This is a genomic window from Klebsiella sp. BIGb0138 (assembly GCF_004342285.1).
In the GTDB taxonomy this organism is placed as follows: Bacteria; Pseudomonadota; Gammaproteobacteria; order Enterobacterales; family Enterobacteriaceae; genus Klebsiella.
In genome coordinates this window covers 281,946-305,856 of the sequence record NZ_SMCV01000002.1, presented here as the reverse complement: position 1 = coordinate 305,856, position 23,911 = coordinate 281,946, and the positions used below count along the sequence as shown (strand labels likewise).

Here is a 23,911-nt window from a genome sequence, read left to right as displayed (position 1 = left end):
GGGTTCACGCAGATGTCGCTTCTCACGGCTTCGACGGTACTTTTCTCTACAAGATCGTGAAAACGTGTTTGCTGCTTCGTCAGGTTTGAGCTTGCCATCCTTTTTTTTCGCTTCTGAAATGACCGCCTACTCACTCATTTAATGGGGTGTATATGGCAAGACCTTTAAGCGACGAAAAACGTAGGGCTCTCCTCGACGCCGCTCTTGACGTGGTGTCAGAGGTAGGGCTGTCGGCCTCTACCGCCCGGATAGCCAAACAGGCAGGCGTGGGTGACGGGACGTTATTTGTTTATTTCCCTACCAAAGAACAGCTCTTTAATCATCTTTATCTTTACATAAAGAATGATTTTAGGAAGACATTTGAAATTGATACTTCCCGGGCTGTGCAAATGGAGCTCAGGCGATTTTGGGATGCGTATATTGCCTGGGGAATGAAGTTTCCTAAGAAATACATGGTTTCTCGATATTTAAATTCCTGGGACAAACTCCAGGCTGAGACCCGAAAGCTGTCATGGGAAATGTTTGTCGATTTTAAAACGTTAGTGAACACGGGCATTGAAAAAGAGATATTACGCAATCAGCCAGAAGAATTTATTGGCCAATTGGTTGACACAATCGCAAATATGGTTATCGAACATAGTCAAGGTCATCCCCAGCAGATAGGCCAGTGGCAGGCACTGGGATGGCAGGCTTTCTGGAATGCCGTGCGTACTTAGCGTCTTCAGGCAAAGCTATCTTTTACTGTAACTAGCAGGTGAATATATGTCTGAAATTATCCTTCATCATTTCGACGCGTCGCCATTTGCGGAGAAAGTTCGTCTCGTTTTTGGATTAAAGAATCTGATTTGGCAATCGGTTCAGGCAGAATTGATAATGCCTAAGCCGAAACTAACAGCCCTCACCGGTGGATACCGAAAAACACCGGTAATGCAAATTGGCGCCGATATTTATTGTGACTCCCGACTGATTGTTGCTGAGTTAGAAAAACGTTTCCCAACACCAACAATTTTTCCTGGTGGGAGTCAGGGACTTGCTCTTGCCCTCGCTTGCTGGAGCGATCGCGATCTGCATATAGCCAGTTCTGGCTTAGCTATTGGTTCAAATATCCATCAATTCCCTGCAGCGTTAATGCGCGATCGGCAGGCATACTTTCGTGGTTTTATGGATGTTGAGAAACTGGAGTCGGATATCCCCTACCTGACGACGCAGTTACGTGCTCATATTCATCGGGTGGAACAGCAGATCTCAGATGGTAGACATTTCCTGTTAGGTGACGAGCCAGGCTTAGCAGATTTTCATGCCTATGTTGAGATCAAAACAGCTCTTGCTCACGTACCGCATGCAGAATCGCTATGTGGACAGTTCCCCCATTTAAGCGCCTGGATGGTACGCGTTCAATCAATAGGTAACGGACAACGTAGCGAAATCACGTCGGACGATGCGCATGCCGTCGCGCGTCGTGCGACGCCCATGCCAGAAAGATTCGTTGATCCCACCGATGCTCTTGGGTTTATTGAAGGTGAAACGGTAACTATTACACCGGACGACTATGGGCGTGAGCCCGTCACCGGGCGACTGGTGACGCTTACTATTAACGAAGTCGCTATTGAACGACAGGATCCGTTCGCAGGGACGGTGGTCGTTCACTTCCCACGTCTCGATTTTCGTATTTCAAAAAATGGATGAGCGGCCAATTTACTGACAATAAAAACGCGCATATTGATAAATAAATCATTCTGTAAAGCTAACCCGGTCAAAGCCACCAGAATGACCCCCAACAGGCGCTGGTTGTACAAAATGGCGTTCAGCGCTATGGCAATGTGCTGACCATGACTATGCTGACCCCGGGGAATGACGTTTACTACGCTGTGGGGAGGGGGGGACAACAGGCGAAAAAAAAGCCCGTGACTGCGTACGAGCTGTTCTTAAAATATGGCGGTGAGGGGGGGATTGACTCGCTGCGCTCGCCGTTACCCGGCCCATCCCTGGGCCTGGCCCCTGCGGGGCCAACGCAGGCGTTGTTCAAAAATGCTCCCGCCATTTTTGTGCGGGCAGCCCGCTCACGGGTTCGCGGTCTGTCCAGCTGGCTGCGCCAGCTGTCGAACCCCGGTCGGGGCTTCTCATCCCCCCCCTGGTGGGTACAACAGGCGAAAAAAAAGCCCGTACTTTCGTACGAGCTCTTCTTAAAATATGGCGGTGAGGGGGGGATTCGAACCCCCGATACGTTGCCGTATACACACTTTCCAGGCGTGCTCCTTCAGCCACTCGGACACCTCACCATATTGTTTCGCTGCACACCTTGGGTGGGCAACGGGGCGCTACTATAGGGAGTTGCGCGAAAACGGTCAAGCAGTATTTATTCTTTCTTTACCGTTCGGTCAAGCATTGAACACCGCCCCGCCGTAAACCGGCAGGGCGGTGATTTTAACGCTGTGAATCAAGCTGTTCGCTATTCTTCACCACTTCCTGAGCTTTGCTATAGCTCTCGATCAGTAGCTGGTAGGCCGGGAAAACTTTGGTATACACCTCCGCCCACTCGGCGGCATCCGGGCGGTTCCATGTGCGCTGCAGCTCGGAAGCCACCGCCGCCGTATCCATCGGGATAACGCCTGCCTGAACGACGCGAGCCAGGGTTATCTCCTGCGCCATCTTGCTGTAGGTGCCGGAAGCATCGATGACCGCGAAGACTTTATAGCCATCGGCAACCGCGGCGATGGACGGAAATGCCATGCAGACGCTGGTAATAGTACCTGCGATAATCAGCGTGTTACGTCCCGTCGCTTTCACCGCGGCAACGAAATCTGGATTATCCCAGGCGTTAATCTCACCTTTACGCGCAATATATTGGGCATGAGGCGCATTTTCGTGGATCTCCGGGATCAGCGGACCGTTCGGCCCCTGCGGTACAGAGGCCGTAGTGATAACCGGTATCCCTGCCAGAGAGGCCATTTTTGCCAACGCGGCGGCGCGAGCGCGGAGTTCAGGCATTGGCATATCACCCACGGTCTGGAACAATCCACTCTGATGGTCAATCAACAACATGGCGGTGTTGTTAACATCAATCACCGGACGAGAACCGTTAAAGTTTGCTGGGGCGGACATATTATTCACCTCTGTCGTTTCAGATCTGGCCAAAACGGCCGCTGTTAAAATCGCGTACCGCTTCCGCGATCTGTGCTTTCGTGTTCATCACAAACGGACCGTAGCCTACGATAGATTCCTGTAACGGCTCACCGGCCAGCAGCAGCACCCTGGCGTTAGCCGCGGCGTGGAGATGAATTGCATCTCCTTTTTGGCTTAACACCACCAGTTGGCCTTCACGTACAGCGTCACTGCCGTTGACGCTGACCTCTCCTTCGAGAACCACCAGCGCGCTGCTCCAGCCATCAGGTTGCGTGAACGTCACGTCATGGCCCTGATTTAACTGCGTATCCCAGACGTTCAACGGCGAGAAGGTATGCGCAGGCCCGGCAACATCGCCGTAGCTGCCGGCGATCACCCGGACATTGCCGGCGCCATCCGGCAGGGCGACATCAGGAATGACATCCGCCGTAATACTCTGATAGCCGGGGTGGGTCATTTTGTCTTTGGCTGGCAGATTGACCCACAGCTGTATCATCTTCAGTTCCCCGCCGCTGCGGGTAAATTCCGCTGAATGGAACTCTTCATGCAGGATCCCGGCACCCGCCGTCATCCACTGCACATCGCCGGGGCCGATGACGCCGCCTTTACCCGTCGAGTCACGGTGTTCAACTTCCCCGGAATAGACGAGGGTGACCGTCTCAAATCCACGATGCGGGTGCTGGCCGACGCCGCGTTTACCGCTACCCGCCGGGAAGCTATGCGGACCGGCATAGTCCAGCAGCAGGAAGGGGCTCAGCTGCTCGCCATGTGTGGTGTAAGAAAACAGCGAGCGAACCGGGAAACCGTCGCCCACCCAGTGCTGCGCCGGCGCGGTGTAAACTCCTGTAATCTGTTTCATTTCTTGCTCCTGTGTCTCTGTTGCTGATGTCAGTAAGCTTATATGTGTGACCAATAGTCCGGTAGATAGCAAAAATGGCCTATACTGTTCTGAAAATGGAACAATGGAGGAAGGATGCAGGATCTCAACGACTTAGCCTGGTTTGTCCAGGTGGTGGACCATGAAGGGTTTGCCGCCGCCGGAAGAGCGCTCGATCAGCCAAAATCAAAATTAAGCCGGCGGATAGCTCAGCTGGAAGAACGCCTCGGCGTGCGTTTAATTCATCGCACCACGCGACAGTTTGTGGTGACCGAAGTCGGGCAGGCCTTCTATCAGCACTGCAAAGCGATGTTAATAGAAGCCGAGGCGGCGCAGCAGGCGGTTGAAACCCTGCGTGCTGAACCGTGCGGCAGCGTCAAACTTACCTGTCCGATCACCTTATTACATGCGCACGTCGGGCCGATGCTGGCGCGGTTTATGCTGCGTTACCCGGGGGTGAACGTCCTGCTGGAGGCGACGAACCGCCGGGTTGATGTCGTCGGCGAGGGAATAGATGTCGCGATTCGCGTACGCCCGCGCCCGTTTGACGACAGCGATCTGGTGATGCGTGTCCTGGCTGACCGCGGCCATCGGCTAGTGGCCAGTCCGGCATTAATTGCCGGTATGGGCCGGCCTCATGCGCCATCCGCGCTCAGCGCGTGGCCTGGTCTTAGCCTCGGGGCGGGCAAGCATCAGCACAAATGGCAGCTGATGGGGCCCGCTGGCGCGCGGGCGGAAGTCTATTTTACGCCCAGAATGGTGACCACGGATATGCTGGCGCTTCGTGAGGCGGCGGTTGCCGGCGTCGGGGTGGTCCAGCTGCCGCTATTAATGGTGCGCGATCAGCTGGCGGCGGGAGAACTGGAGGTGGTGCTGGATGAGTGGCAGCCGCAGCGGGAAGTGATTCATGCGGTATTTGCCTCCCGCCGCGGTCTGCTGCCCTCGGTAAGAGCGCTGGTGGATTTTCTCAGCGAAGAGTATCAGCGAATGGAAGAGGATTGATGGCAGGGCCAGCGCTGCGCCAGCCCTGATCTCCATACAGAGCGATTATTTTTGCTGCCTGAAAGCGATGACCGTATCCCATGCGGTTTGCTGCAGGGCGCGGGCCGTCTGTTCGCTCATATCGCTGTCCACAGGCAGGGCGCCGCCTATCGGTGATTTATTATACAGGGTCGCGAACAGCACGCAGGCCGTCAGATAAGTACCGGCCAGAGACGGGTGGTTGCCGTCGCTATGGTATAAATTTATCTCCGGATGCTGCGCAATGGCGCGCGCAAACGCGAGGCCGACAGGGGCAACGTACCCCTGGGTCTGGCGAGCGATATCCAGATAGGCTTTTTCCAGTTTATCCGTCTGCTCCGGTTTATTTTTGCTGGCCCACGTCATGAACCAGACGACCTTTTCATTTGCTTTATGCGCCATATCCGCCATTTTTATCGCCGATTGCTTAAAGTCTTCCCGGGTGGCGGCTTTTTTGGTAATGGCTTCCGTCGAGTTTCCCTGGAAGACGACCACGTCCCATTTTTGCAGGCCGTTTTGAAACTCCAGATTGGGGATATGCCAGCCTAAGTGCCCTGTCGAGATGGTAATACCGCGGTACGCATAGCCTTTGCCGCGATCGGGCAGCAGCGAACGGGCGAGATCGCGCAGGCGAGTATTCACGTTGTTATTGTAATGGGTGTAAGAGTTGCCATATATCGCCACGGTTTTGTTTGCACCGCTCATCGTCGACCAGGGCGTCGGGGCAATCACGGTCTCAGCCTGCGCGAGGGTTGACAGACACAGACAGCCGGCCAGTAGATAACGTGCTTTTTTCATATTGCTGATCCTCAAAAGTCGTAGCGCAGTCCGGCGATGAAGGCATCGTCATGGATTTGCTTATTTTTATTGGCCAGTTCCTTCACATAAGTCAGGGATAGCCAGGTATCTTTCGCTAGCGTTAATTGTGTTTCCGCACGCCAGCCCCGGCGTTCGGCATATTTCTTACCATTTTCATTCAGCGTGCTATATCCTCCCAAAAATCTGACTTTTTGATATTTCCATGAAGCTAAGGAATCGAAGCTGGTATAATCATTGTCAGCTTTCTTATCGCGCGCGATCGTGACTTTACCCACCGTGGCGGCGAAAGAAATATCGCCATAATCGAGCTGTAGCCCGCCGGTATATTGCGTATGCTTTTTCCGCCCGTCCGTCGTTTTTACCCCGTCTTTGCGCTTATATTCGCTGGAAGAGAGGGCTGGCGTTATTTTCAGGTCGGCTAACGACCAGGTTTTTCTGTAACTTGCCATCATGCCGTCATCCAGAGCATTAGTATCGCTATTACCGTTGCCCATGACATATGCCAGCTGGATCTGGTGTCCGTCAAACTCGCCGTTCCATTGAATGGTACCGTCCTGACGGTTAAACTGGTAGGAGCTATCTATCGTCGTGATTCCGTAGTTATAGACGTTCGGCGTAAAGTTTTTATAACGGTCGGTCATTCTCATGACCTGATAGAGCGGGTTTTTGGTGCGCCCGCCGATCAATTCACCGTAGCGGGCATGGGCCAGACCGAGCCAGGCATAGCGGGCATCAAGATCTTTCTCTCCGGTTTTATTATCGTTTTTTTCCGTCCTGACCTGCCATTCAACCCGACCGACAATTTTGGTATCATCGAGTACGTCTAATTTGTGGGTTAAATAGAGTCCAAGACGTCCTCCAAGCTGGCTACGTGAATCGTCTTCGGCAAATGACGCGTCGCCATGGGCAAGTTGCCATTCTAACCGACCATATATATCCAACGTATTCTTTTTATCTTTATAAACATTGATTGCAGAGGCGGAATAACTGGCGGTCATGAATGTAATAAGGATGATTGCTTTCGTTGTTGTGTGCATAGAATCCCTCGGGCCAGATAAAATGTAGCGGTAACAGGTTATGTTCTATTGTTGGGCGTGCGCTGTTTTTTTAAACCTGAACGATGATGCGCGGTAGGGGAAACTTTTTTTCTCATGGCCAATTGTGATATTAAACACAAATTACCGTCCAGGGCGCTATTAAAAGCGGTGTTTTATTCCTCACGGAATTAGTGAAATGATTATTTTAAAAGAACCGAGGGCGTAAAATTGGGGGGATTTGTTAAGTCGCTCACATTCCCGCAGGGGGAGTCTTGAGGTCCGGCGGGAAATAAATTTTCCCATTTTTCCTGTTAATTATTTAACGCACAATCAGCCGCAGAGAGAAAACCATTCAGTTGTGCCAACCGGGCCATACTGTCGGTAGAGGCGTAACCCATACAGGAGTTGATGATGCGAGGTAGTCAAAGTTCGGTATTTGATTCAGAACTGTATTCTTCTCTGTTTACCCAAACGGAGATGAAAGTTATCTGGTCGGATGAAAACCTGATTAGCTGCTGGCTAACGTTTGAATCGACCGTCGCGCGCGTGCAGGCAGCGCAGGGGATAATTCCCCAGCAGGCGGCAGATGATATCGCCGAAACCTGCCGGACGCTTTCACTCGACTGGGACCGACTGGCGCAAGAAACCCGCAGCGTCGGTATGCCAATCAAGCCGCTGATCGATCAAATTGCCGATGCGGGGACGCCGCAGGTGAAAAAATACCTGCACTGGGGCTGCACCACCCAGGATCTTCTGGATAGCGGACTAGCGATGCGTCTTAGTCAGACGCTGACGCTGCTGCGGCGCCAGACGATCGCGCTGGGAAACGCGTTAAAAGAGATGGCCGTGGAGCATAAACACAGCGTCATGGTCGCGCGGACTAATTCGATAGACGCCTCAGCGACCACGTGGGGACTGCAGGTGAGCGGCTACCTGGGGGAAGTGACGCGGCATTTGCGGCGCCTGGATAACCTGTTTGCGACGGCAACGACCGGTTTATTTGGCGGGGCGGTGGGGAATCTGGCGTCGGTTGGCGCGCAGGGACTGGCTATCCGCAACCGTTTGATGAGCGAGCTGGGTCTAAGCTGTCCGTCCGGGGTCATGAATGCCAGCCAGGATAACGTCGTTGAAGTGGTACAGTTTTTCGCCCTCGTTCATGGCACCTTGTGTCGCATTGCCAATGACGTGGAGACGCTGGGCCGTACGCCGATTGCGGAGCTGCGTGAAGGGGAAGGCGGGGGCGGCTCCAGCGCGATGCCGCATAAAACAAACCCGCGGGCCAGCAATATGATCCAGACGCTGGCCCGGATGGGCTGGATGTATTCCTCTGGCGGGCCAAATCTTCTCGATCAGCATGACGTACGTTCTGCCTCCGTCCGGGTGCTGAACTGGACGCTGGTGCCGGAAGCCGCGCTCTGTCTTGCCACCAGCCTTGAGCGTGGCGAACGCCTGATTCGTCACCTGGAGGTGGATACCGCCAGGATGCGTGAGAACTTCACCGCCTCGCACCACTTTATCATGTCGGAATCCGTCTCTATGAAGCTGGCAGAAAAAATTGGCCGCAGTGAGGGATACAACATGTTGAAAAGCCTGTTAAACCAGGCGGACGGATCGCAAAATCTTTACGACACCCTTATGGGATGCCCGGCCATCAGAACTCTCCTGTCAGAAGAGGAGATCCGCCACGCCTGTGAACCGGCCAGCTGGCTGGGCAGCAACGATATATTAATTGATGAGGCCATTTGCGCCTTCGATCGCCAGCTATCTCCCCCGGCCAGCGGGCAGGGCTAATGCGTTATTTTCGGCTCATCCGGTAGCCCGTCAGGTACCGGATGAGAAGGTTTCAAAAAAGACGAAAAGCTCTTCCAGCTGTTCAAAATTACCTTCGCCGCCACCTTTTTCATAGGCCAGATGAAGGGTGAGTTCAATAAAGAAGAAACCAATGATCCGGCTTTTAAACACCGAGCGGGTATCGCTCGGTAAAACGAACTGCAGATTGCAAAACTTCCCGTAGGGATTGGATTCAGAATTGGTGATCAGCACCACCAGCGCCTTCTTGCTGCGAAACCATTCTGCGATGCGTAACGCGGTATTATTAAATCGATAATAGGAAAAAACGATCAGCACATCATTATCTGCCAGGTTCAATAGTGATTTGGGGAGTTCTCCGGCATCCAGAGATAATAGCGTGACGCGGTCGCGAAAATACTTTATGAGAGTGACGAAGTGCGTCGCCATCGCATGAGATGACGAGGGGCCGACGACAAATAATTTCCGGTCGTTATCCAGAATAATATCGATAAAATGGTTAAGGCTTTTGATATCGATGCTGTCTTTGAAACTCGTAAAAAGCGTCGCCACGTTATTATTGAACTCCGTCACGACCTGCTCCGTGGCGACGTTGTCTCTGACCGGCGAACGTGTTGCCAGCTGATACGGTGAAATCATCTTTTGCGGCGACAGGGACTCTTCGACAACCCGCCGGAACGCCGCATAACCGGTAAACCCTATTTTATTTAAAAAACGACCAATCGTCGCTTTACTGACCGCCGCGTTGTTAGCGACATCGACAATGCCATGATACGGGATTTCATTAAAATGCTCACGGATATAGTTATCCAGACGCTGTTCTGACTCGGTTAAAACAGATAAATGCGCGGTGTTAATCTTATATTCTTCCAGCGTTAAGGGTGATTTAATTGACATTTTATAGACCCCGGAAAAGTTATTTCGTTATGAAATATCGCATATTTAGATGGATAAGTAAGTATTTCGCTAATCCAATAACTCTGGACACTTCGCGTTATGGGATCATGCGCACAATTTGCTGTGGGAAAATCATTTTCTCATTTTTTACCGGTACGGCGAAATTTACTCTGTTGGTATCTGAAACACAACCCACGACCAGAAACGAAGCATTTCTCTATCTTACCCGGCTTCATAAAAGGACATCATCCATGATCGCATTTATAATCGCCATTGTGATTACCGCTATTGCCGCATGGTTAATTATCAAGAACGTTCAGCCTCAGACGGTCCTCCTGCTGGCCGGGCTGGCGCTGCTAACCATCACCGCGCTATTTTATCCTGAACAGAGCATCTTGTACGCTAACGCCAAATCGACGGGATCGATCTGGCTCGATATCTTCTCCTTCGCGAAAGAGTCGCTGGCCACCCAGGTCGCAGGGATAGGGCTTATCATCATGGCGGCAGGGGGCTTTGCCAGCTATATGGACCACATTAAGGCGTCGAATGCGATGGTGAATGTCTGCATTCGTCCTTTACAGGTGATTAAAGCCCCCTATGTGATTCTCGCGTTGGGATATATTTGCGCTCAGCTCCTGCACGTGGCGATTTCCAGCGCCGCCGGGTTGGCGATGCTGCTACTGGTAACCTTTTTCCCCGTACTGGTGCGCCTTGGCGTGAGCAAAGCGGCGGCGGCGGCGATGATCGGTCTGTGCGCGTTTATGGATCTGGGCCCCGCGGTCGGAACCGCCAACCTCGCGGCTAAACATGCTGGCATGGAAGCGGCGGTCTATTTTGCCCGCTACCAGATGCCGGTGGCGATCGCCGTGATGCTGACGGTTGCGGTACTGATTTATTTCACCGCGAAATATTATGATAAAAAAGAAGGACATTGCCCTGGCGAACCGTTAGCGCAGCACGCGAGTGCTCATGACGCCGAGCGGCAGGCGCCGATATTTTACGCCATTCTCCCGGTTTTTCCCGTCATACTGGTGCTGGTATTCAGCCCGTTGGTCATCACATCAATTAAGGTCGATGTGGTCACCGCGATGATTGTCGGCACGCTGCTGGCGTTTGTCTGCGAACTGGCGGTGACACGGGATTTTCGCGCGAGCTGCAAGGGCGTGCAGAGCTTTTTTAAAGGAATGGGCAGCATGTTTACCAGTATCGTTTCACTGCTGGTCTGCGCCGATATTTATGCCCAGGGAATGCAAAAAATTGGCGCTATCGACTATTTACTCGACGCCGTACAGAACGCCGGTTTTGGTTTCGCCAGTATGACGCTGGTGATGACCGCGCTGGTTGGGGTGACCGCCGTGCTCACCGGCTCTGGCGTCGCGGCCTTCTTCTCCTTCTCCGGTATGGCCCCTTCGATTGCCAGCACGTTTGGTGAGAGCGCGGTGAAGATGATTCTGCCGATGCAAATGATGGCCGGCATGGGGCGCGCCATTTCTCCGGTCGCCGGTATTATTATCGCCGTCAGTAAGGCGGGAGAGTGCTCGCCTTTTGCCATCGTACGGCGGACGCTCATTCCCGCTATCGGCGGCATTATCGCCATGCTGGCAACCAACTATCTCATGTTCTGAATATCAACGTCGTGCCACTTTACCCACTGGACCTTGTTATGGACAATGCAACAAGAGAAAACCCGCTTTATATTCCGTACGCCGGTTCGCTATTGCTGGAGTCGCCTTTATTGAACAAAGGGAGCGGCTTTACACAGGCGGAACGGGATAATTTTAATCTGCATGGTTTGATCCCGGCGACGGTTGAATCGATTGAAGAGCAGGCGCAGCGTGCCTGGCTGCAGTTTCAGGATATTAAATCGGATATTGCCCGGCATATTTATTTACGCAATATTCAGGATATTAACGAGACGCTATTTTATCATCTGGTCGAAGGTTATTTACCGGAGATGCTGCCGATAATTTATACTCCGGTAGTCGGGCTGGCCTGTGAACATTTTTCTGCGATGTACCGGCGCCCGCGCGGATTGTTTATTTCGTGGGAAGACCGCTATCGCATCGATGATATTCTGCACAATGCCTCCCGCCAGAATGTCCGGGTTATCGTGGTAACCGACGGCGAGCGTATTTTAGGACTGGGCGATCAGGGAATGGGCGGCATGGGGATTCCGATCGGCAAATTATCCCTGTATACGGTCTGCGGGGGGATCGCCCCGGAATATTCGTTACCCATTTTTCTTGATGTCGGCACCAATAATCCCCGGCTGTTAAACGATCCGCTGTACATGGGGCGGCGGCATCCACGTATCACCGGCGAGGAGTATTTTGAGTTTATCGACCTCTTTATTCGCGCGGTGAAACAGCGCTGGCCTGAGGTCCTGCTGCAGTTCGAGGATTTTGCCCAGCAGTCGGCAATGCCGCTGCTGGAGCGCTATCGTGATGAACTGTGCTGCTTCAACGATGATATTCAGGGGACCGCCGCGGTAACGCTGGGGGCGGTAGTGGCCGCCAGTCATGCCACCGGGCGGCGGGTCAGTGAGCAAACGGTGGTGTTCCTCGGGGCCGGCTCGGCGGGATGCGGCATCGCCGAGCAGATTGTGACGCAGATGGTCGCGGAGGGGCTAAGTGAAACGCAGGCCCGGGCGCGTATCTATATGGTTGACCGCGCTGGCCTGCTAACGGAGGAGCAGACGGATCTCCTTGCTTTCCAGGCGCGCCTCAGTCAACCGCTCAGCCGGCTGAAGGGCTGGCAGTGCGAACAGGGTAATTACGGGCTGCAGGAGGTGGTTCGCCACGCCCAGCCGACGATTTTGATTGGCGTGAGCGGCCAGCCTGGTCTGTTCAGCGAAGCCGTGATAACGGAGATGTATCGTCATTGTCGGCGGCCGATTATTATGCCACTCTCTAATCCGGACTCTCGCGTGGAAGCCCGGCCGGAAGATATTCTGGCCTGGACCGAAGGGCGGGCGATCGTCGCTACCGGTAGCCCCTTTGCGCCCGTTCAGTGGCAGGGGGAAAGCTACCCGGTTACGCAGTGCAATAATGTTTATATCTTTCCGGGGATTGGGCTTGGCGTGATGATAAGCGGCGCGCGGCGGGTAACGGACGGGATGCTGATGGCGGCAAGCCGGACGCTGGCGGAGTACTCTCCCCTGGCACTTCACGGTACCGGTCTGCTGCTGCCCGATATTTCGCAGATTCAGTCGCTCACCCAGAAGATCGCGGTTCGCGTGGCGCAGGCGGCGCAGCAAGACGGCATTGCCGCCGAGCTGCCAGAGGAGAGCCTGTGGGCGCGCATTGCGGACAACTTCTGGCGCCCGCGATATCGGCAGTACCGGCGCACGCCATTTTGAACCCGCCGATTCTTTTACCCGGGCGGTGAGGGCCACGCGCGGCGGCGATGATATTGACGACATCACGCCGCCGCTCATAAATGCTGAAGATGCCTGCCGCGCGACGGTAGGCCCTTTCCAGAAACGGCGGTGTGGTCATTTTTCCCACGCTCTTTGGCGTGAACCCGGCTAACCCTGGCAAAAAGCTGAAACAAACAAGCGGCCTCGTTTGCTGCGCGAACCGCAGTATAAAATTCCGCCTGTCCTGCTGGTAGCTCATGTGCGGATATGATGTGGCTTTATCTCCGTCTGTACTCTCCCGGGGCCGTCTACGCTGCGGTCACGTATTCTCCGCAAAGAATTTTTATGACCGATAAAGGGCGGTCAATTATTCCCCTGCCAGGTTATCTCTTTACGCGCTCTGGAGTATACATGGGTAAATAGCGATTAAGCCGAAGCGGTGTCTGAGAATAATAATGTGTTGTAGAAAGGCGGGCGCGAAGAAAAAAGGCAATCAGTCGGATGATATGATTGCCTTAAAATGGTGTACATCACCGGTTGTATCTAACGACAACCTTTTTTAAATGAGTATCTGGCTCTTGTTTTCATCCGGAGAGAGTGAGTTGCGGGCCAAATTCATCGTCAGTAAGCGTAGGCGCGAATAGCGGCGAGGAGAAGGGGAATAAATGGGAAACAGTTTTGCATTTGCCGGGCGCAGCTGGCGGATGCTTCTGAACGATCTCCCCGGGCCGTTGCAGGTTAATAAAACTGCTTTGTCGGTTCTGGCGAGGAATTAAAGCAACACAGTTTTGCCGACATAGTTCTTATTCCATCCAATAATACAGGTTAAAGTAACATCGTGGTTGAAAATCAATATCGCTTTGTCGCAAACCACCTATTTATATTATTGAGGAGCAGCAAAATGACCGATTCAATTGTGGAACGTCATGATATTCTTCCTGCAGATGTAACAGCCGATGCCGTCTTTTATGAATACTCAAAAGCCGCCAATCCTATCGGGGCTAAGATCATTTCACGCGTGCCGTATCATACTTTCCCGGCTTCATTGTATGAAAGTGGCGAGACCCGCGTGATTCCTCTGGATCTCTCCGACAGATTAAATTGTGTCGGTCCGGCAACTGGCCCGGGGTTACTGGCTAATTTTATTCGCATCAATGGCGGTGACAGAATTGCGCTGAATCCGCTTGCGACTTCACAAATTGTTTATGTCATTGATGGTTTCGGCGTAGCGGAACATGACGGGAAAAACATCCCTCTGGATAAGGGCTCTTTCCTGGCATTCCCGGGGGGAATTCCGACCACGCTCAGGGCTGTGACGACCTTAAAACTCTATTATGTTAATGACGCGCCGTTGCTTTCTTATCTTGGCGTTGGCCAGGTAACGCCACGCTTCTCCGCGACGCTGTATGGCGCCGAACGTGCGGAAGAAGAGCTGCGTAAAGCCGCAGCAGATAAAGACGCGGGTAACCGTAGCCGAATTTCCGTGCTGTTGGGGAATAAGCACTTCCCACATACTCGTACGGTTACCCATGTTCTGTGGGCAATGTTTGGTACGCTGCCCGCGAATTCCGTGCAAAAACCGCATCGCCATCAGTCTATCGCGCTGGACTATATCGTTGATTGCCCGCAGGGATGCTACTCGCTGGTGGGCACTAAACTCGATGAGCAGGGTAATATTGCGGATGCCACCCGGGTGGATTGGGAACCGGGAATGTCTTTTGTTACCCCTCCGGGTTACTGGCACGCGCATATCAATGAATCCAGCGAAGCTGCCAGGCTTATCCCTATTCAGGACGCCGGTCTGCAGACCTGGCTGCGTTCGCTGGATATTCGCTTCAGCTAAATGAAATCACCGCCTTAGAAGAATAAGGCGGTGGAATGGATGTCACTCATCACCCTGCCAGCGCGGCGCCGGCCGGGTGTTTTTTTTATGAAGCAAGCCATGCGGTAAAACGATATGCTGACTGTTCACGATCGCGCCAGAGGCTCCTTTGGCTATGGCCACAGGCGCGGGAGGTTCATTCGAATGCTAAGGTAATATACGATGAGTGACGCAATAATGCCTGGTTCAGAGCAGGATAAACCGGCCGCTTTGTCATTAAATATAGGCAATAAAATAAGGCGCCTGCGGCAATCACGAGGCATTTCGTTAAACGATCTGTCTAAATTGTCAGGTATTTCAAAGGGCGCGTTATCTAAACTGGAGTCAGGTCACTCAAATCCCCGGGTCGATACGCTGGATGCTATCGCCGCCGCCTTACGCCTGCCCATTGGCGATTTGCTGAGCGGCAGCAATAAGCTATACCCTTATTTTGAAAGATATCGGCCTGCGCCGGGCGATTATTCACAAACGATGAAATTCCGCATCGGGCCGGGAAATACCTCCGAGATATGGCTATTGCAAATGAATCCGCAAGTGACCATTAACAGTCCGGGCCATTCTGTTGGCACCCATGAACATATTATGGTGCATAGCGGTGTTTTGCTATTACGGTTTAGCCCGAACGAGGCCATTACATTACGAGCGGGGGATTTTTACGGTTTCTCCGGGGAGGTTGCGCATGCTTATATCTCTACTGAAACGGCGATTAGTGCAACGGTGGTGATGTCGCATCTGGATCCGGGTTAATGGCCTGCGCCGCGATCGGGTGAGATGCGTCAGGTAAGGAGTCTGTCTCCCGGGCCTTTGTTCACTTAAAGAAACGAAACCTGCGGTCTGATAATCATGCGGTAAAAATTTTTATAAATAAAAGATATTTAATTCAGTAGGTTGATGTCCGGGTAATGAAATTATTCACCTGGGATCGGGAAACCTATTGTTCTGCTTTGTGGGTAACTGTATTCTTATTTCGAACAGCCGCGTTGGATCTTCCGCGTATCAATTTGCCGGAAAGATAAGCAAGATCGCGCGGTAAACCACGGGCAGCGATACCGCGATTCTCTTTATAGTCCGCCGGTATCTCTTTTTCAGCAATAAATCTAACCTGGCAGGCTCAGCACCGTGCTGCCTGTTTCCCGGCTATTTTTATTATATATTAAACTCGTTAGTGTCAGAGCACTATGATGGAGATGATTAATGCGTAAAGTTAATTTAAAAGAAAGCTTTGATCTGTTCAGCGATCGCTGGAGTCCGAAAATTGTCGGCGATATCAACGATGCGTATGTCAAACTGGCTAAATTCTCCGGAAAGTTTGACTGGCATCATCATGAACATGAGGATGAGCTTTTTCTGGTTATCAGCGGTCGTTTACGGATGGGGTTAAGAACAGGGGATATCGATCTTGAACCGGGCGAGTTTATCATCGTGCCTAAAGGAACCGAACATTGTCCTGAAGCGCTTAGCGAAGAGTGTTGCGTCGTTTTGCTTGAGCCAAAATCGACCCTTAATACGGGTAATATCGTCAATGAGCGTACCGTGCATGCCCTGGATAAATTGTAATCACTGTGCTTGTCGTTTCGCTTCTGGCAGCATATCAGCGAAATATTTTATTACTTTATAAAAATATCTGCTCTCGGCAATAGAAAGTTATAGTTGTCGCCTGGCGGACCATGATTGCCGATAGCTCCTGTATTTCTATGAACGACTCTGCGAACAAACATAATATTGTTCCCGGGACGTGGGACTTTGTTACGGACAGGGGGTTTTACTCATCTCATGAATAGATATTGAGATTAAAGAAATATATGTCCCGCACATTTTCTCATCCCTGCTGATTATTCCGTTAGCGGGTGGCGTTGCGGCTGTTTTTCTGTCGCGGTGGGGCTATCGAGCCAGTAAGGTTTTTCACCGATCTCAGCAATCATAAAGTCGATAAATGCTCTTACTTTCGATGATACTGTCTTTTTATGGGGGTAGGCTAACCAGATATCAGTAGGTTCGCGTCCCGGCTGAAAGGTAATTTGCGGGAAGACTTTTACGAGTTCCCCTGCTTTTAATGCATTAAACGCCAGCCATTCCGGGAGAACCACAATACCTTGATTATTTTTGGCCCGTTCCAGCAGAACTTCTTCTTCCCGTGAAATGAGACGCGGTAGCCGGTGAGTTCCGGTTTCCTGCCATTCACCTTTTCCTTCCCTCCAGTACCAGCCGATTTCGCTGGGGATGAAAAACGCGCTGGCGATAAGTTGTTGAACATGTAACGGGAAGCCTGGCCTATGCAAACAGGAGGGGCTTGCATAGGCCGCATAGCTATGCGTAGCCAGTTTACGCGCGCGAATCGTTGACTGATTTAACGCGCCAAAACAAATAGCGAGGTCGGTTTCGGTGCCAATCAGGCTCTCCTGGCCGGTGCTGTAGCGCAGATAAATATCGATATCCGGATAGCTAAGAAAGAACTTATCTATCAGTTTCAGTACGTGGTGACGACAAAAGGCACCGGGAACCGTTAGTTTTAATTGCCCTGAAGGGTGCTGATTTAATGCCATAGTGGCGGCTTTGGCTTCTGCCAGATTATGCAATAACTCTTTGGCTTTCGGAAAAAATAACGTACCAGCCTCGGTCAGACTTAATCCGCGGGAGGTTCTGTTGAATAGCGTAATATGCAGATGCTCTTCCAGTCCGGAGATGTGTCGTGATACGGTCGATCTCTTTATCGAGAGCTCGCTGGCAGCACGATTAAAACTCTGCAGTTCTGCCACGTGGATAAAGGTTTGCAAAGCTGAAAAGTAGTTCATAGACACCCCGACATTATTTATGATGAGATACAATGGCATCGATGGCACCTTTCCTGAAGTGCTATTTTTGGATAACACAATTGCATAATTATGCCACCTGCGAAATGCTTCTTAAGAAAGCGGAAAAGGACCAAGACAATGAATTATTTTGCTGCGATCAGAACGTTTGTTAGCGCTGCAGAATTGAAAAGTTTCAGTGCCGCCGCGAAGGAACTGAATATCGAAACCTCAACCATCTCCCGGCATGTCGCCGATCTGGAAGAGGATCTGCATATTGCACTGTTCAATCGTTCAACGCGCGGTTTGACGCTAACCGAAGCGGGGAAGCTTTTCTATTCGCATGCCACTCGTTTATTGGCACAGTGGGAGGAGGCGAAAAATTCGACTTCGGCGCTCAACAAGCGGCCTGCGGGTATGTTGCGCATCAGCGTCCCGAGCGCCTTTGGCCGCATGCATGTGATGCCCTTCGTGGAGGAGTTTCTTCAGCTCCACCCGGAAATCTCCCTGGACATGACTTTCAACGACGATGTGCAGGATCTGATCGAATCTCGCATCGATCTGAGCATCCGCATCGGCATACTACCGGAATCGACTATGCATGCGCGGAAACTGGCTGCACAGAAACGTTATGCCTGGGCGAGCCCGGACTGGATAGCACGCCATTCGCCCGCAGATCTGCTGCCTGGTCAGCAGATGTTGATGTTTTCGCGGCTCCACGGCGAAGGCTGGTATGCCCGTAAAGAGGGGGCCGGGGATGACTGGGCTCGAATATCGATGAACTCCCGGCTTATTGCCAACGACAGCGAAGCCCTGCTTTATGCGTGTCGCCATGGATCTGGAATAGCCGTGCTGCCTGACTGGCTGGTCTGCAATGATTTGCGACAACATCGCCTGCAGCGCGTTTTTCCCGAATGGGAATTCAGCATGCTGCGCGCCGAAACGGCTATCTGGATTGTTTATCCGCGTAAAAGGATCGTTTCCAGCAAGGTCCGGTCGTTTATCGACTTTCTGGTGGCGAAAATTGGCACTCCGCCGCTCTGGGAACGACTATAGCCGGAGGCAAGTTAAAAACCGGGTTCCGGTTGCATCCGCCTGAACCCAGGTTTTGTTCACCGGTGCATAAGAAAACCGCGCCGCGTTATGGGCTGCTTGTGGAGTTTATAACCGGCTATTAATGCCACAATCCTGCCAGCAGTGGCACAATCAACGCCGTGAGTAAGCCGTTCAGACCAATACCAATCGCGGCAAATGCAGCGGCTAATCCGTTCAATGGCGCGATTTGCGCTGCGGCTACGCCACTACCGGCCACCCCTGCGGCAAAACCGTGCGCTCTCCAGTCGTTAATTTTAAACCAGCGTAGGATCGTTCGTCCCACCACGGCCGCGACGATACCGCCAGCAATCGCCAGCGCGGCGGTCAAGGCGGGCACTCCACCGACTTCCTGCGCCAGCGCGATAGCGATCGGGGTGGTCACCGACTTGGAGGCCATCGACAGAGCCACGGTGCGTGCGCCGCCAAATAGCCATACCAGCAGCGCGCCGGTGATGGTGGAAGTCAATGACCCCGCCAGTAGCGCAAGTCCAATAGGCCGAAAGCTACTTTTAATATGTGACATGTTCAGCGCCAGCGGTACCGCCAGCGATACGGTCGCTGGCCCAAGCAGAAAATTGATAAACCGGGCGCCTTTGAAATAGACGGCATATGGCGTCCCGGTAAGTTTCAGCAAGATGGCCATCAAAATAATGGCCAGCAGTACCGGGTTTAATAACGGTGAATTTCCTGAAAGTTGCTGTACCTTTTTCCCTGCCATGAAACATAACAACGTCAGCGTCAGCCACAGCAAAGGACTTAATGCCATCGGCGTCCACAAAGCATGAATAGTCGACATTATTGTTGCCCCCGGAGTTCTATCGATTCGCTCAACTGCTTATTTTTTCGTGAAAAATGATGCATCACCAGTCCGGTGACCACCAGTCCAAGGATGGTTGAAAATACCAGACCAATGAGAATAGGTAACCAGTATTCACGAAGTATGCCGCCTTCCGTAATAATCCCGACACCGGCGGGGACAAACAACAACCCCATATTATTTATCAGGCCCTCGGCGAGCTGTTTTAATGCACTATCAGGGGCGCTTGCTAACTTGCTTGTACCGCGAAGGATGAGAATGAGCGCCAGAATAAACATGCCAATGACCGGCCCTGGTAACGGAAGATGGAGTAAATTCCTCAGTAGTTCACCTGTTAATTGGGCGACCACCAATAACGCAAACGCATTTACCATGATATTTTCTCAATATTAACTTTATTTAAGGATAATGATTTTAAGTCCGTGCGATATTTATCTCCGGGCCGGGAGAATACGTTGTCTATGGCTTATATTCAGCCCTGGCCTGATGGGCAATATACTACAGGGGATCGTTTCGCGGACAATGTCCCTGGATGCAAAACTGTGTTGCGCTTTAACTTAAAGGGCCGGGGAGACGAGATTCTTGTCCCCCGCTATTTATGCAAAACTGAATTCCATATATTGCGTTTCTCTGATTGTTCGAAAAAGGCATACTGGCTACGGTATCAGCGAACGGGAAAGCGTTAAGACGTCGTTGCCGGATTGTCCCGCGAAGAGGAGAACCCTGGCCGGCCGGGCTCACTCGCATACCCGCTTCACCTGCGACAGTTATTTCAATACCAAGGATATGAATATGAGTACCAATACGATCCGGCGCCGATGCTCAGTTGCGGCCGTCATTTATGAACTCCTTAATCCAATACCATATGGTTTTTTCTGCGCGGCGTTAATTTTTGATGTTATTTATCTCTATAGCACCAACGTTATGTGGGAAAAGAGTGCGGCCTGGTTAATTGCGCTGGGGCTTATTTTGGCCATTATTCCCCGGCTGATTAATCTTTTTCAGGTGTGGGTCGGGCAGTCATCGCCGGCCCTCTCCGCGGTGAAGATCAATTTCTGGTTAAACGTTGTTGCCATCATTTCAGCAATCCTCAACGCCTTTGTGCATAGCCGCGATGCCTACGCCGTGGCGCCGCAGAACGTGGTTTATTCTGTGATTACGGTTGTGTGCTTGCTGATCGCCACGCTGGTTTTATCCTGCAGCGGGGAAAATAGTCGAGGTGAACGCCATGAATAAATTTTTCCTGATGGTGCCGCTGGCCTTCGCACTGTCTACCGTTCTTAGCGGCTGTGATGAAAAAGCGCAACTGACGCCAGACCAGCAAATCGGCCCCGATCCCATTCTACCGAAAGCGCAGGATTTCCTCGTGCCGCCGATGCAGGTCCCTTCCGGGGTGGGCTGGAAATCAGGGATGGTCCCCAAAGTAGCGGCCGGGCTGAAAATTGAGAATATCGCCAGCGGCCTGATGCATCCGCGCCAGGTTTATGTATTACCGAACGATGACGTTCTGGTGGTAGAAAGCAATAGTCCGGGAAGCGAACCGCTGACCACGCCGAAACAGCTTATTGCCGGCATAGTAAAAAATCAGTCAGGTAAAGGCGGAAAAGGCGGTAACTCGATCACCCTGCTGCGTAAAGGCCCTGGCGGTTGGGAAAAACATCTGTTCCTTCAGCATCTGCATTCGCCTTTTGGCGTACAGCTTATCGGCGATAACCTGTACGTCGCCAATACCGACAGCATCATGCGTTTCCCTTACCAGACGGGGGAGACCTCGATTAGCGCGCCGGGAACTGAACTTGCCGATCTTCCGGATAAGATCAACCACCACTGGACCAAGGCGCTGTTAGCCAGTCCGGACGGGAAAAAGCTGTACGTCGGGGTCGGTTCGAACAGCAACATCACCGAAAATGGCATCGATGTCGAGTATCGACGAGCCAACGTGCTGGAAGTGGATGTCGCCACCGGCGCCAGCCGTATTTTCGCCAGCGGTATTCGTAACCCCACGGGCCTGCAGTGGGAACCGCATAGCGGCAAGCTCTGGGCGGTGGTCAATGAGCGCGATGAGATCGGCGCGGATCTCGTGCCTGACTATATGACGTCGGTACAGGACGGGGGATTCTACGGCTGGCCGTGGAGCTATTTTGGCCAACATGTCGATCGCCGCGCCCGACCGCCGCGTCCGGACATGGTGGCGAAAGCGATTAAGCCGGATTATGCGCTGAGTTCGCATGTGGCGCCGCTGGGGCTACTGTTCTATACCGGCGCCATGTTGCCGCAGAAGTACCAGGGCGGGGCCTTTATCAGCGAGCACGGGAGCTGGGATCGCTCGCCGCTGAACGGTTACCAGGTCTCATTCGTCGCCTTTAAAGATGGCAAGCCGGTAGGTAAACCCGAAACGGTGGTCAGCGGCTTTGTCTCCGATGATGAGAAAGAGCTGTATGGCGCCCCGGTTGGCCTGGCTCAGGACAATGAGGGCGCTCTGATCATCGCTGACGATGTCGGCAACGCCGTCTGGCGCGTGACGACCCGGTAAACACAGCGCCAGGGTAACCAGACAATGCTCTTTGTTGAAGACCGTTGCGCTGGTTATCTTTTTACCCGCGAGCGCCGGCGCGTCGGCTAAATATCTTTTGTAGGGCCGAATCCATCGCCGCTTTTTTTCGGAATGCCGTATGCCTGAATATGTCTATCTGTTCTCACAGAAACGCAGCTGCTGGTTCATCATTGCCGGCAGCGCGTTATTAATGGGCGCGTTGATGTTATTTTTTGCCGCCTGTGGCCTGATTGCCGCTGACCGCATCGGGTATGAGGAATACGCGCTATGCGGCATCGTGGTTGCCGGCATGGTCGGCGCTTATGCCCCCGAAAGCCGCCTGCGCTACGGCGCGCTGGCGCTGTGGTTTATCAGCACCTTCGAGGGGGTACGCCTCTCTCTGGAGCAGTTTCTGAGCCCGGTTTCTGCCGTGGAAGAGCTGAGTGACGGTATGCCAAAACTGCTGCCGGTCTGGCTTATATCGCTGAATGAATTTATGCACGGCAATATCCGGAATCCTATTGCCAGCAATCCCGACAGGTATTTTCTACCGGAAGAGATAGCCAAATGGCTGCTGTTATTTTTTACCTTTCATTTGGCGATCGCCATTCTGACCACATTTTCCCAACTCTCTTCTTTCAAATCCGCGCGTTGATATTTTTTAAGGAAATAATGCATATCCAAACCAGTATTCTGATTTCAATTTTGTCTAAACTCGCCAAAATATATCCATGCTGTGCGGACGAACATCGCTATCAGCAGTATGTTGCTGAGGAAGCCAGCGAGGCGATATTTATTGGTCACTTGCTGTATCTGGCAGAAAAGGGCCTGATTGAGACCGATCTGCACTGGGACCTGGAACGTCGGCAATATCAGCTGAATCCGGGCCTGTTGCGGATTAACTGTTATGGCCTCGACCTGCTGAAAGAGCAGGCAAGAGGGCTGTAGCCATGCGCCGCCGCTAAGGCGACGTTTCCCCGCGGTTTTCCGCATGAGCTGGCCAACGCCAGGGAGCAATGAGCGGCAATTTTCGCGCGCATTGCTCCGCTTCTCCTCCCCGCTGGTCGTTAGCTCCAGCCCTCCAGACGCATCGCCGAACGAATAAGACGCTGCTCTTCCAGCTCAATGTCATGGAGATTTTTTTTCACATTCATGACGTGATCGCGGGCGGCACGCTGGGCGACTTTGGGCAGCCGCTGCAGTACGGCGTGGTAAACCCGTGCGTGCTGTCTGTCGATCTGTTTTTTCTGCGCCGGACGGTGATACAGGTTATTCACGCAGGCAAATACCGAATTGAGCATCAAATCGGTCAGCGACTGGAGGGTGAAAACCAGTACCTGGTTGTGCGACGCCTGGCAAATCGCCAGGTGAAAGGCGTGATCGAGGCGGGCATGTTCAATGAGGGTAATTTCGTTGTCGCCTTCGCTGGCGGCCAGCATTTTCTCATAACATCGGGTGATCAGCACAAAATCAGCCTGAGTGCCTAGCTGGGCGGCAAGCCTGGCGGATTCCCCTTCCAGCAGCGCGCGCACGTCGAGCAGATCGTACAGGGTGCGTGGTTGAGAGTTAAACAGGTGTATGAGCGGCGTGGTGTCCTGCATTTTGTTCAGACGGGCGACGCGGGAATCGCGGCCCTGGGCGGTTTCGATAATCCCGCGGCCGCGCAGCACGGTAAGCCCTTCACGCAGAGCCGAACGGGAGAACCCGAGCTTCTCACACAGGCGACGCTCTGAAGGAAGTGGCTGTCCGACTTTTAACACGCCATCAACGATCAACCGTTCGATACTTTCCGCAACAACTTCACAAATAGGGCGACGAGTCGAGCTATGTTCATCTTTCATAAACGGACCTCGGT

Annotated in this window: 23 protein-coding genes and 1 tRNA gene; 14 read left to right on the top strand and 10 right to left on the bottom strand. The window is 52.6% G+C overall.

The window, feature by feature from the left end:
* Positions 1-152: 152 nt before the first annotated feature.
* Together EDF73_RS05900 and EDF73_RS05895 are read left to right on the top strand one after the other, a co-directional pair.
* Positions 153-716 carry a TetR/AcrR family transcriptional regulator gene (locus EDF73_RS05900; protein ID WP_132727025.1) on the top strand — a complete coding sequence of 188 codons (564 nt, stop codon included), beginning with the start codon at positions 153-155 and terminating at the stop codon, positions 714-716.
* 46 nt (positions 717-762) lie between these two features.
* Positions 763-1,686 (top strand): glutathione S-transferase family protein, encoded by a 924-nt coding sequence (locus EDF73_RS05895; RefSeq protein WP_132727022.1) that lies wholly within the window; start codon positions 763-765, stop codon positions 1,684-1,686.
* A 505-nt stretch (positions 1,687-2,191) separates the two neighbouring features.
* On the opposite strand, the gene EDF73_RS05890 is transcribed toward EDF73_RS05895, so the two are convergent.
* From EDF73_RS05890 to EDF73_RS05880, 3 genes are all read right to left on the bottom strand, one after another.
* Positions 2,192-2,279, bottom strand: a tRNA-Ser gene (locus EDF73_RS05890).
* Between the two features lie 145 nt (positions 2,280-2,424).
* Positions 2,425-3,102 carry an isochorismatase family protein gene (locus EDF73_RS05885; protein ID WP_132727019.1) on the bottom strand — a complete coding sequence of 226 codons (678 nt, stop codon included), beginning with the start codon at positions 3,100-3,102 and terminating at the stop codon, positions 2,425-2,427.
* 19 nt (positions 3,103-3,121) lie between these two features.
* Entirely contained in the window at positions 3,122-3,982 is an 861-nt protein-coding gene (locus EDF73_RS05880) for a pirin family protein (RefSeq protein ID WP_132727016.1), read from the bottom strand.
* 114 nt (positions 3,983-4,096) lie between these two features.
* Here EDF73_RS05880 and EDF73_RS05875 point away from each other — a divergent pair, with 114 nt between their 5' ends.
* A complete protein-coding gene (locus EDF73_RS05875; RefSeq protein WP_132727013.1) occupies positions 4,097-5,002 on the top strand; it encodes a LysR family transcriptional regulator in 906 nt (301 codons plus the stop codon).
* 45 nt (positions 5,003-5,047) lie between these two features.
* Here the strand turns inward: EDF73_RS05875 and EDF73_RS05870 are convergent, their stop codons facing one another.
* Both EDF73_RS05870 and EDF73_RS05865 read right to left on the bottom strand, forming a co-directional pair.
* On the bottom strand, positions 5,048-5,818 hold the full coding sequence (locus EDF73_RS05870) for a DUF4886 domain-containing protein (RefSeq protein ID WP_132727010.1): 771 nt from the start codon (positions 5,816-5,818) through the stop codon (positions 5,048-5,050).
* An 11-nt stretch (positions 5,819-5,829) separates the two neighbouring features.
* Positions 5,830-6,876: a porin gene (locus EDF73_RS05865; protein WP_132727007.1), complete on the bottom strand. Its 1,047-nt coding sequence runs from the start codon at positions 6,874-6,876 to the stop codon at positions 5,830-5,832.
* Between the two features lie 411 nt (positions 6,877-7,287).
* Between EDF73_RS05865 and EDF73_RS05860 the strand changes: the two genes are divergently transcribed.
* Positions 7,288-8,667, top strand: coding sequence for an adenylosuccinate lyase family protein (locus EDF73_RS05860; protein ID WP_132728109.1), 1,380 nt, complete (start codon positions 7,288-7,290; stop codon positions 8,665-8,667).
* A gap of 30 nt (positions 8,668-8,697) precedes the next feature.
* Here the strand turns inward: EDF73_RS05860 and EDF73_RS05855 are convergent, their stop codons facing one another.
* The gene (locus EDF73_RS05855) at positions 8,698-9,582 is read right to left on the bottom strand and encodes a MurR/RpiR family transcriptional regulator (protein ID WP_132727004.1); all 885 of its coding nucleotides are present in this window, start codon (positions 9,580-9,582) and stop codon (positions 8,698-8,700) included.
* Positions 9,583-9,833: 251 nt separating this feature from the next.
* Here EDF73_RS05855 and dcuC point away from each other — a divergent pair, with 251 nt between their 5' ends.
* From dcuC to EDF73_RS05830, 5 genes are all read left to right on the top strand, one after another.
* Positions 9,834-11,207: a C4-dicarboxylate transporter DcuC gene (gene dcuC, locus EDF73_RS05850; RefSeq protein ID WP_132727001.1), complete on the top strand. Its 1,374-nt coding sequence runs from the start codon at positions 9,834-9,836 to the stop codon at positions 11,205-11,207.
* Positions 11,208-11,233: 26 nt separating this feature from the next.
* A complete protein-coding gene (locus tag EDF73_RS05845) occupies positions 11,234-12,940 on the top strand; it encodes an NAD-dependent malic enzyme (RefSeq protein WP_132728108.1) in 1,707 nt (568 codons plus the stop codon).
* An 838-nt stretch (positions 12,941-13,778) separates the two neighbouring features.
* A complete protein-coding gene (locus EDF73_RS05840; RefSeq protein WP_207896595.1) occupies positions 13,779-14,783 on the top strand; it encodes a cupin domain-containing protein in 1,005 nt (334 codons plus the stop codon).
* 201 nt (positions 14,784-14,984) lie between these two features.
* A complete protein-coding gene (locus tag EDF73_RS05835) occupies positions 14,985-15,569 on the top strand; it encodes an XRE family transcriptional regulator (protein ID WP_132726998.1) in 585 nt (194 codons plus the stop codon).
* A 447-nt stretch (positions 15,570-16,016) separates the two neighbouring features.
* A complete protein-coding gene (locus EDF73_RS05830; RefSeq protein WP_132726995.1) occupies positions 16,017-16,379 on the top strand; it encodes a cupin domain-containing protein in 363 nt (120 codons plus the stop codon).
* 275 nt (positions 16,380-16,654) lie between these two features.
* Here the strand turns inward: EDF73_RS05830 and EDF73_RS05825 are convergent, their stop codons facing one another.
* Positions 16,655-17,653: a LysR family transcriptional regulator gene (locus EDF73_RS05825; RefSeq protein ID WP_132726993.1), complete on the bottom strand. Its 999-nt coding sequence runs from the start codon at positions 17,651-17,653 to the stop codon at positions 16,655-16,657.
* 99 nt (positions 17,654-17,752) lie between these two features.
* Between EDF73_RS05825 and EDF73_RS05820 the strand changes: the two genes are divergently transcribed.
* A complete protein-coding gene (locus EDF73_RS05820) occupies positions 17,753-18,667 on the top strand; it encodes a LysR family transcriptional regulator (RefSeq protein ID WP_132726990.1) in 915 nt (304 codons plus the stop codon).
* A 118-nt stretch (positions 18,668-18,785) separates the two neighbouring features.
* On the opposite strand, the gene EDF73_RS05815 is transcribed toward EDF73_RS05820, so the two are convergent.
* Both EDF73_RS05815 and EDF73_RS05810 read right to left on the bottom strand, forming a co-directional pair.
* Entirely contained in the window at positions 18,786-19,502 is a 717-nt protein-coding gene (locus tag EDF73_RS05815) for an LrgB family protein (protein WP_207896593.1), read from the bottom strand.
* On the bottom strand, positions 19,502-19,897 hold the full coding sequence (locus EDF73_RS05810; protein WP_132726987.1) for a CidA/LrgA family protein: 396 nt from the start codon (positions 19,895-19,897) through the stop codon (positions 19,502-19,504). The genes EDF73_RS05815 and EDF73_RS05810 overlap by 1 nt, the downstream gene beginning before the upstream one ends.
* Positions 19,898-20,315: 418 nt before the next feature.
* Between EDF73_RS05810 and EDF73_RS05805 the strand changes: the two genes are divergently transcribed.
* The 4 genes from EDF73_RS05805 (at position 20,316) to EDF73_RS05790 (ending at position 23,004) form a co-directional block, all read left to right on the top strand.
* The gene (locus EDF73_RS05805) at positions 20,316-20,759 is read left to right on the top strand and encodes a DUF2231 domain-containing protein (protein ID WP_132726984.1); all 444 of its coding nucleotides are present in this window, start codon (positions 20,316-20,318) and stop codon (positions 20,757-20,759) included.
* Positions 20,752-22,056 carry a sorbosone dehydrogenase family protein gene (locus EDF73_RS05800; protein WP_132726981.1) on the top strand — a complete coding sequence of 435 codons (1,305 nt, stop codon included), beginning with the start codon at positions 20,752-20,754 and terminating at the stop codon, positions 22,054-22,056. Before EDF73_RS05805 ends, EDF73_RS05800 begins: the two co-directional genes overlap by 8 nt.
* 139 nt (positions 22,057-22,195) lie before the next feature.
* The gene (locus EDF73_RS05795) at positions 22,196-22,711 is read left to right on the top strand and encodes a hypothetical protein (protein WP_132726978.1); all 516 of its coding nucleotides are present in this window, start codon (positions 22,196-22,198) and stop codon (positions 22,709-22,711) included.
* A 17-nt stretch (positions 22,712-22,728) separates the two neighbouring features.
* Positions 22,729-23,004: a hypothetical protein gene (locus EDF73_RS05790; protein ID WP_132726975.1), complete on the top strand. Its 276-nt coding sequence runs from the start codon at positions 22,729-22,731 to the stop codon at positions 23,002-23,004.
* A gap of 119 nt (positions 23,005-23,123) precedes the next feature.
* Here EDF73_RS05790 and glcC read toward each other — a convergent pair whose 3' ends face one another.
* Positions 23,124-23,897, bottom strand: coding sequence for a transcriptional regulator GlcC (glcC, locus tag EDF73_RS05785; protein ID WP_132726973.1), 774 nt, complete (start codon positions 23,895-23,897; stop codon positions 23,124-23,126).
* Between the last annotated feature and the right edge of the window lie 14 nt (positions 23,898-23,911).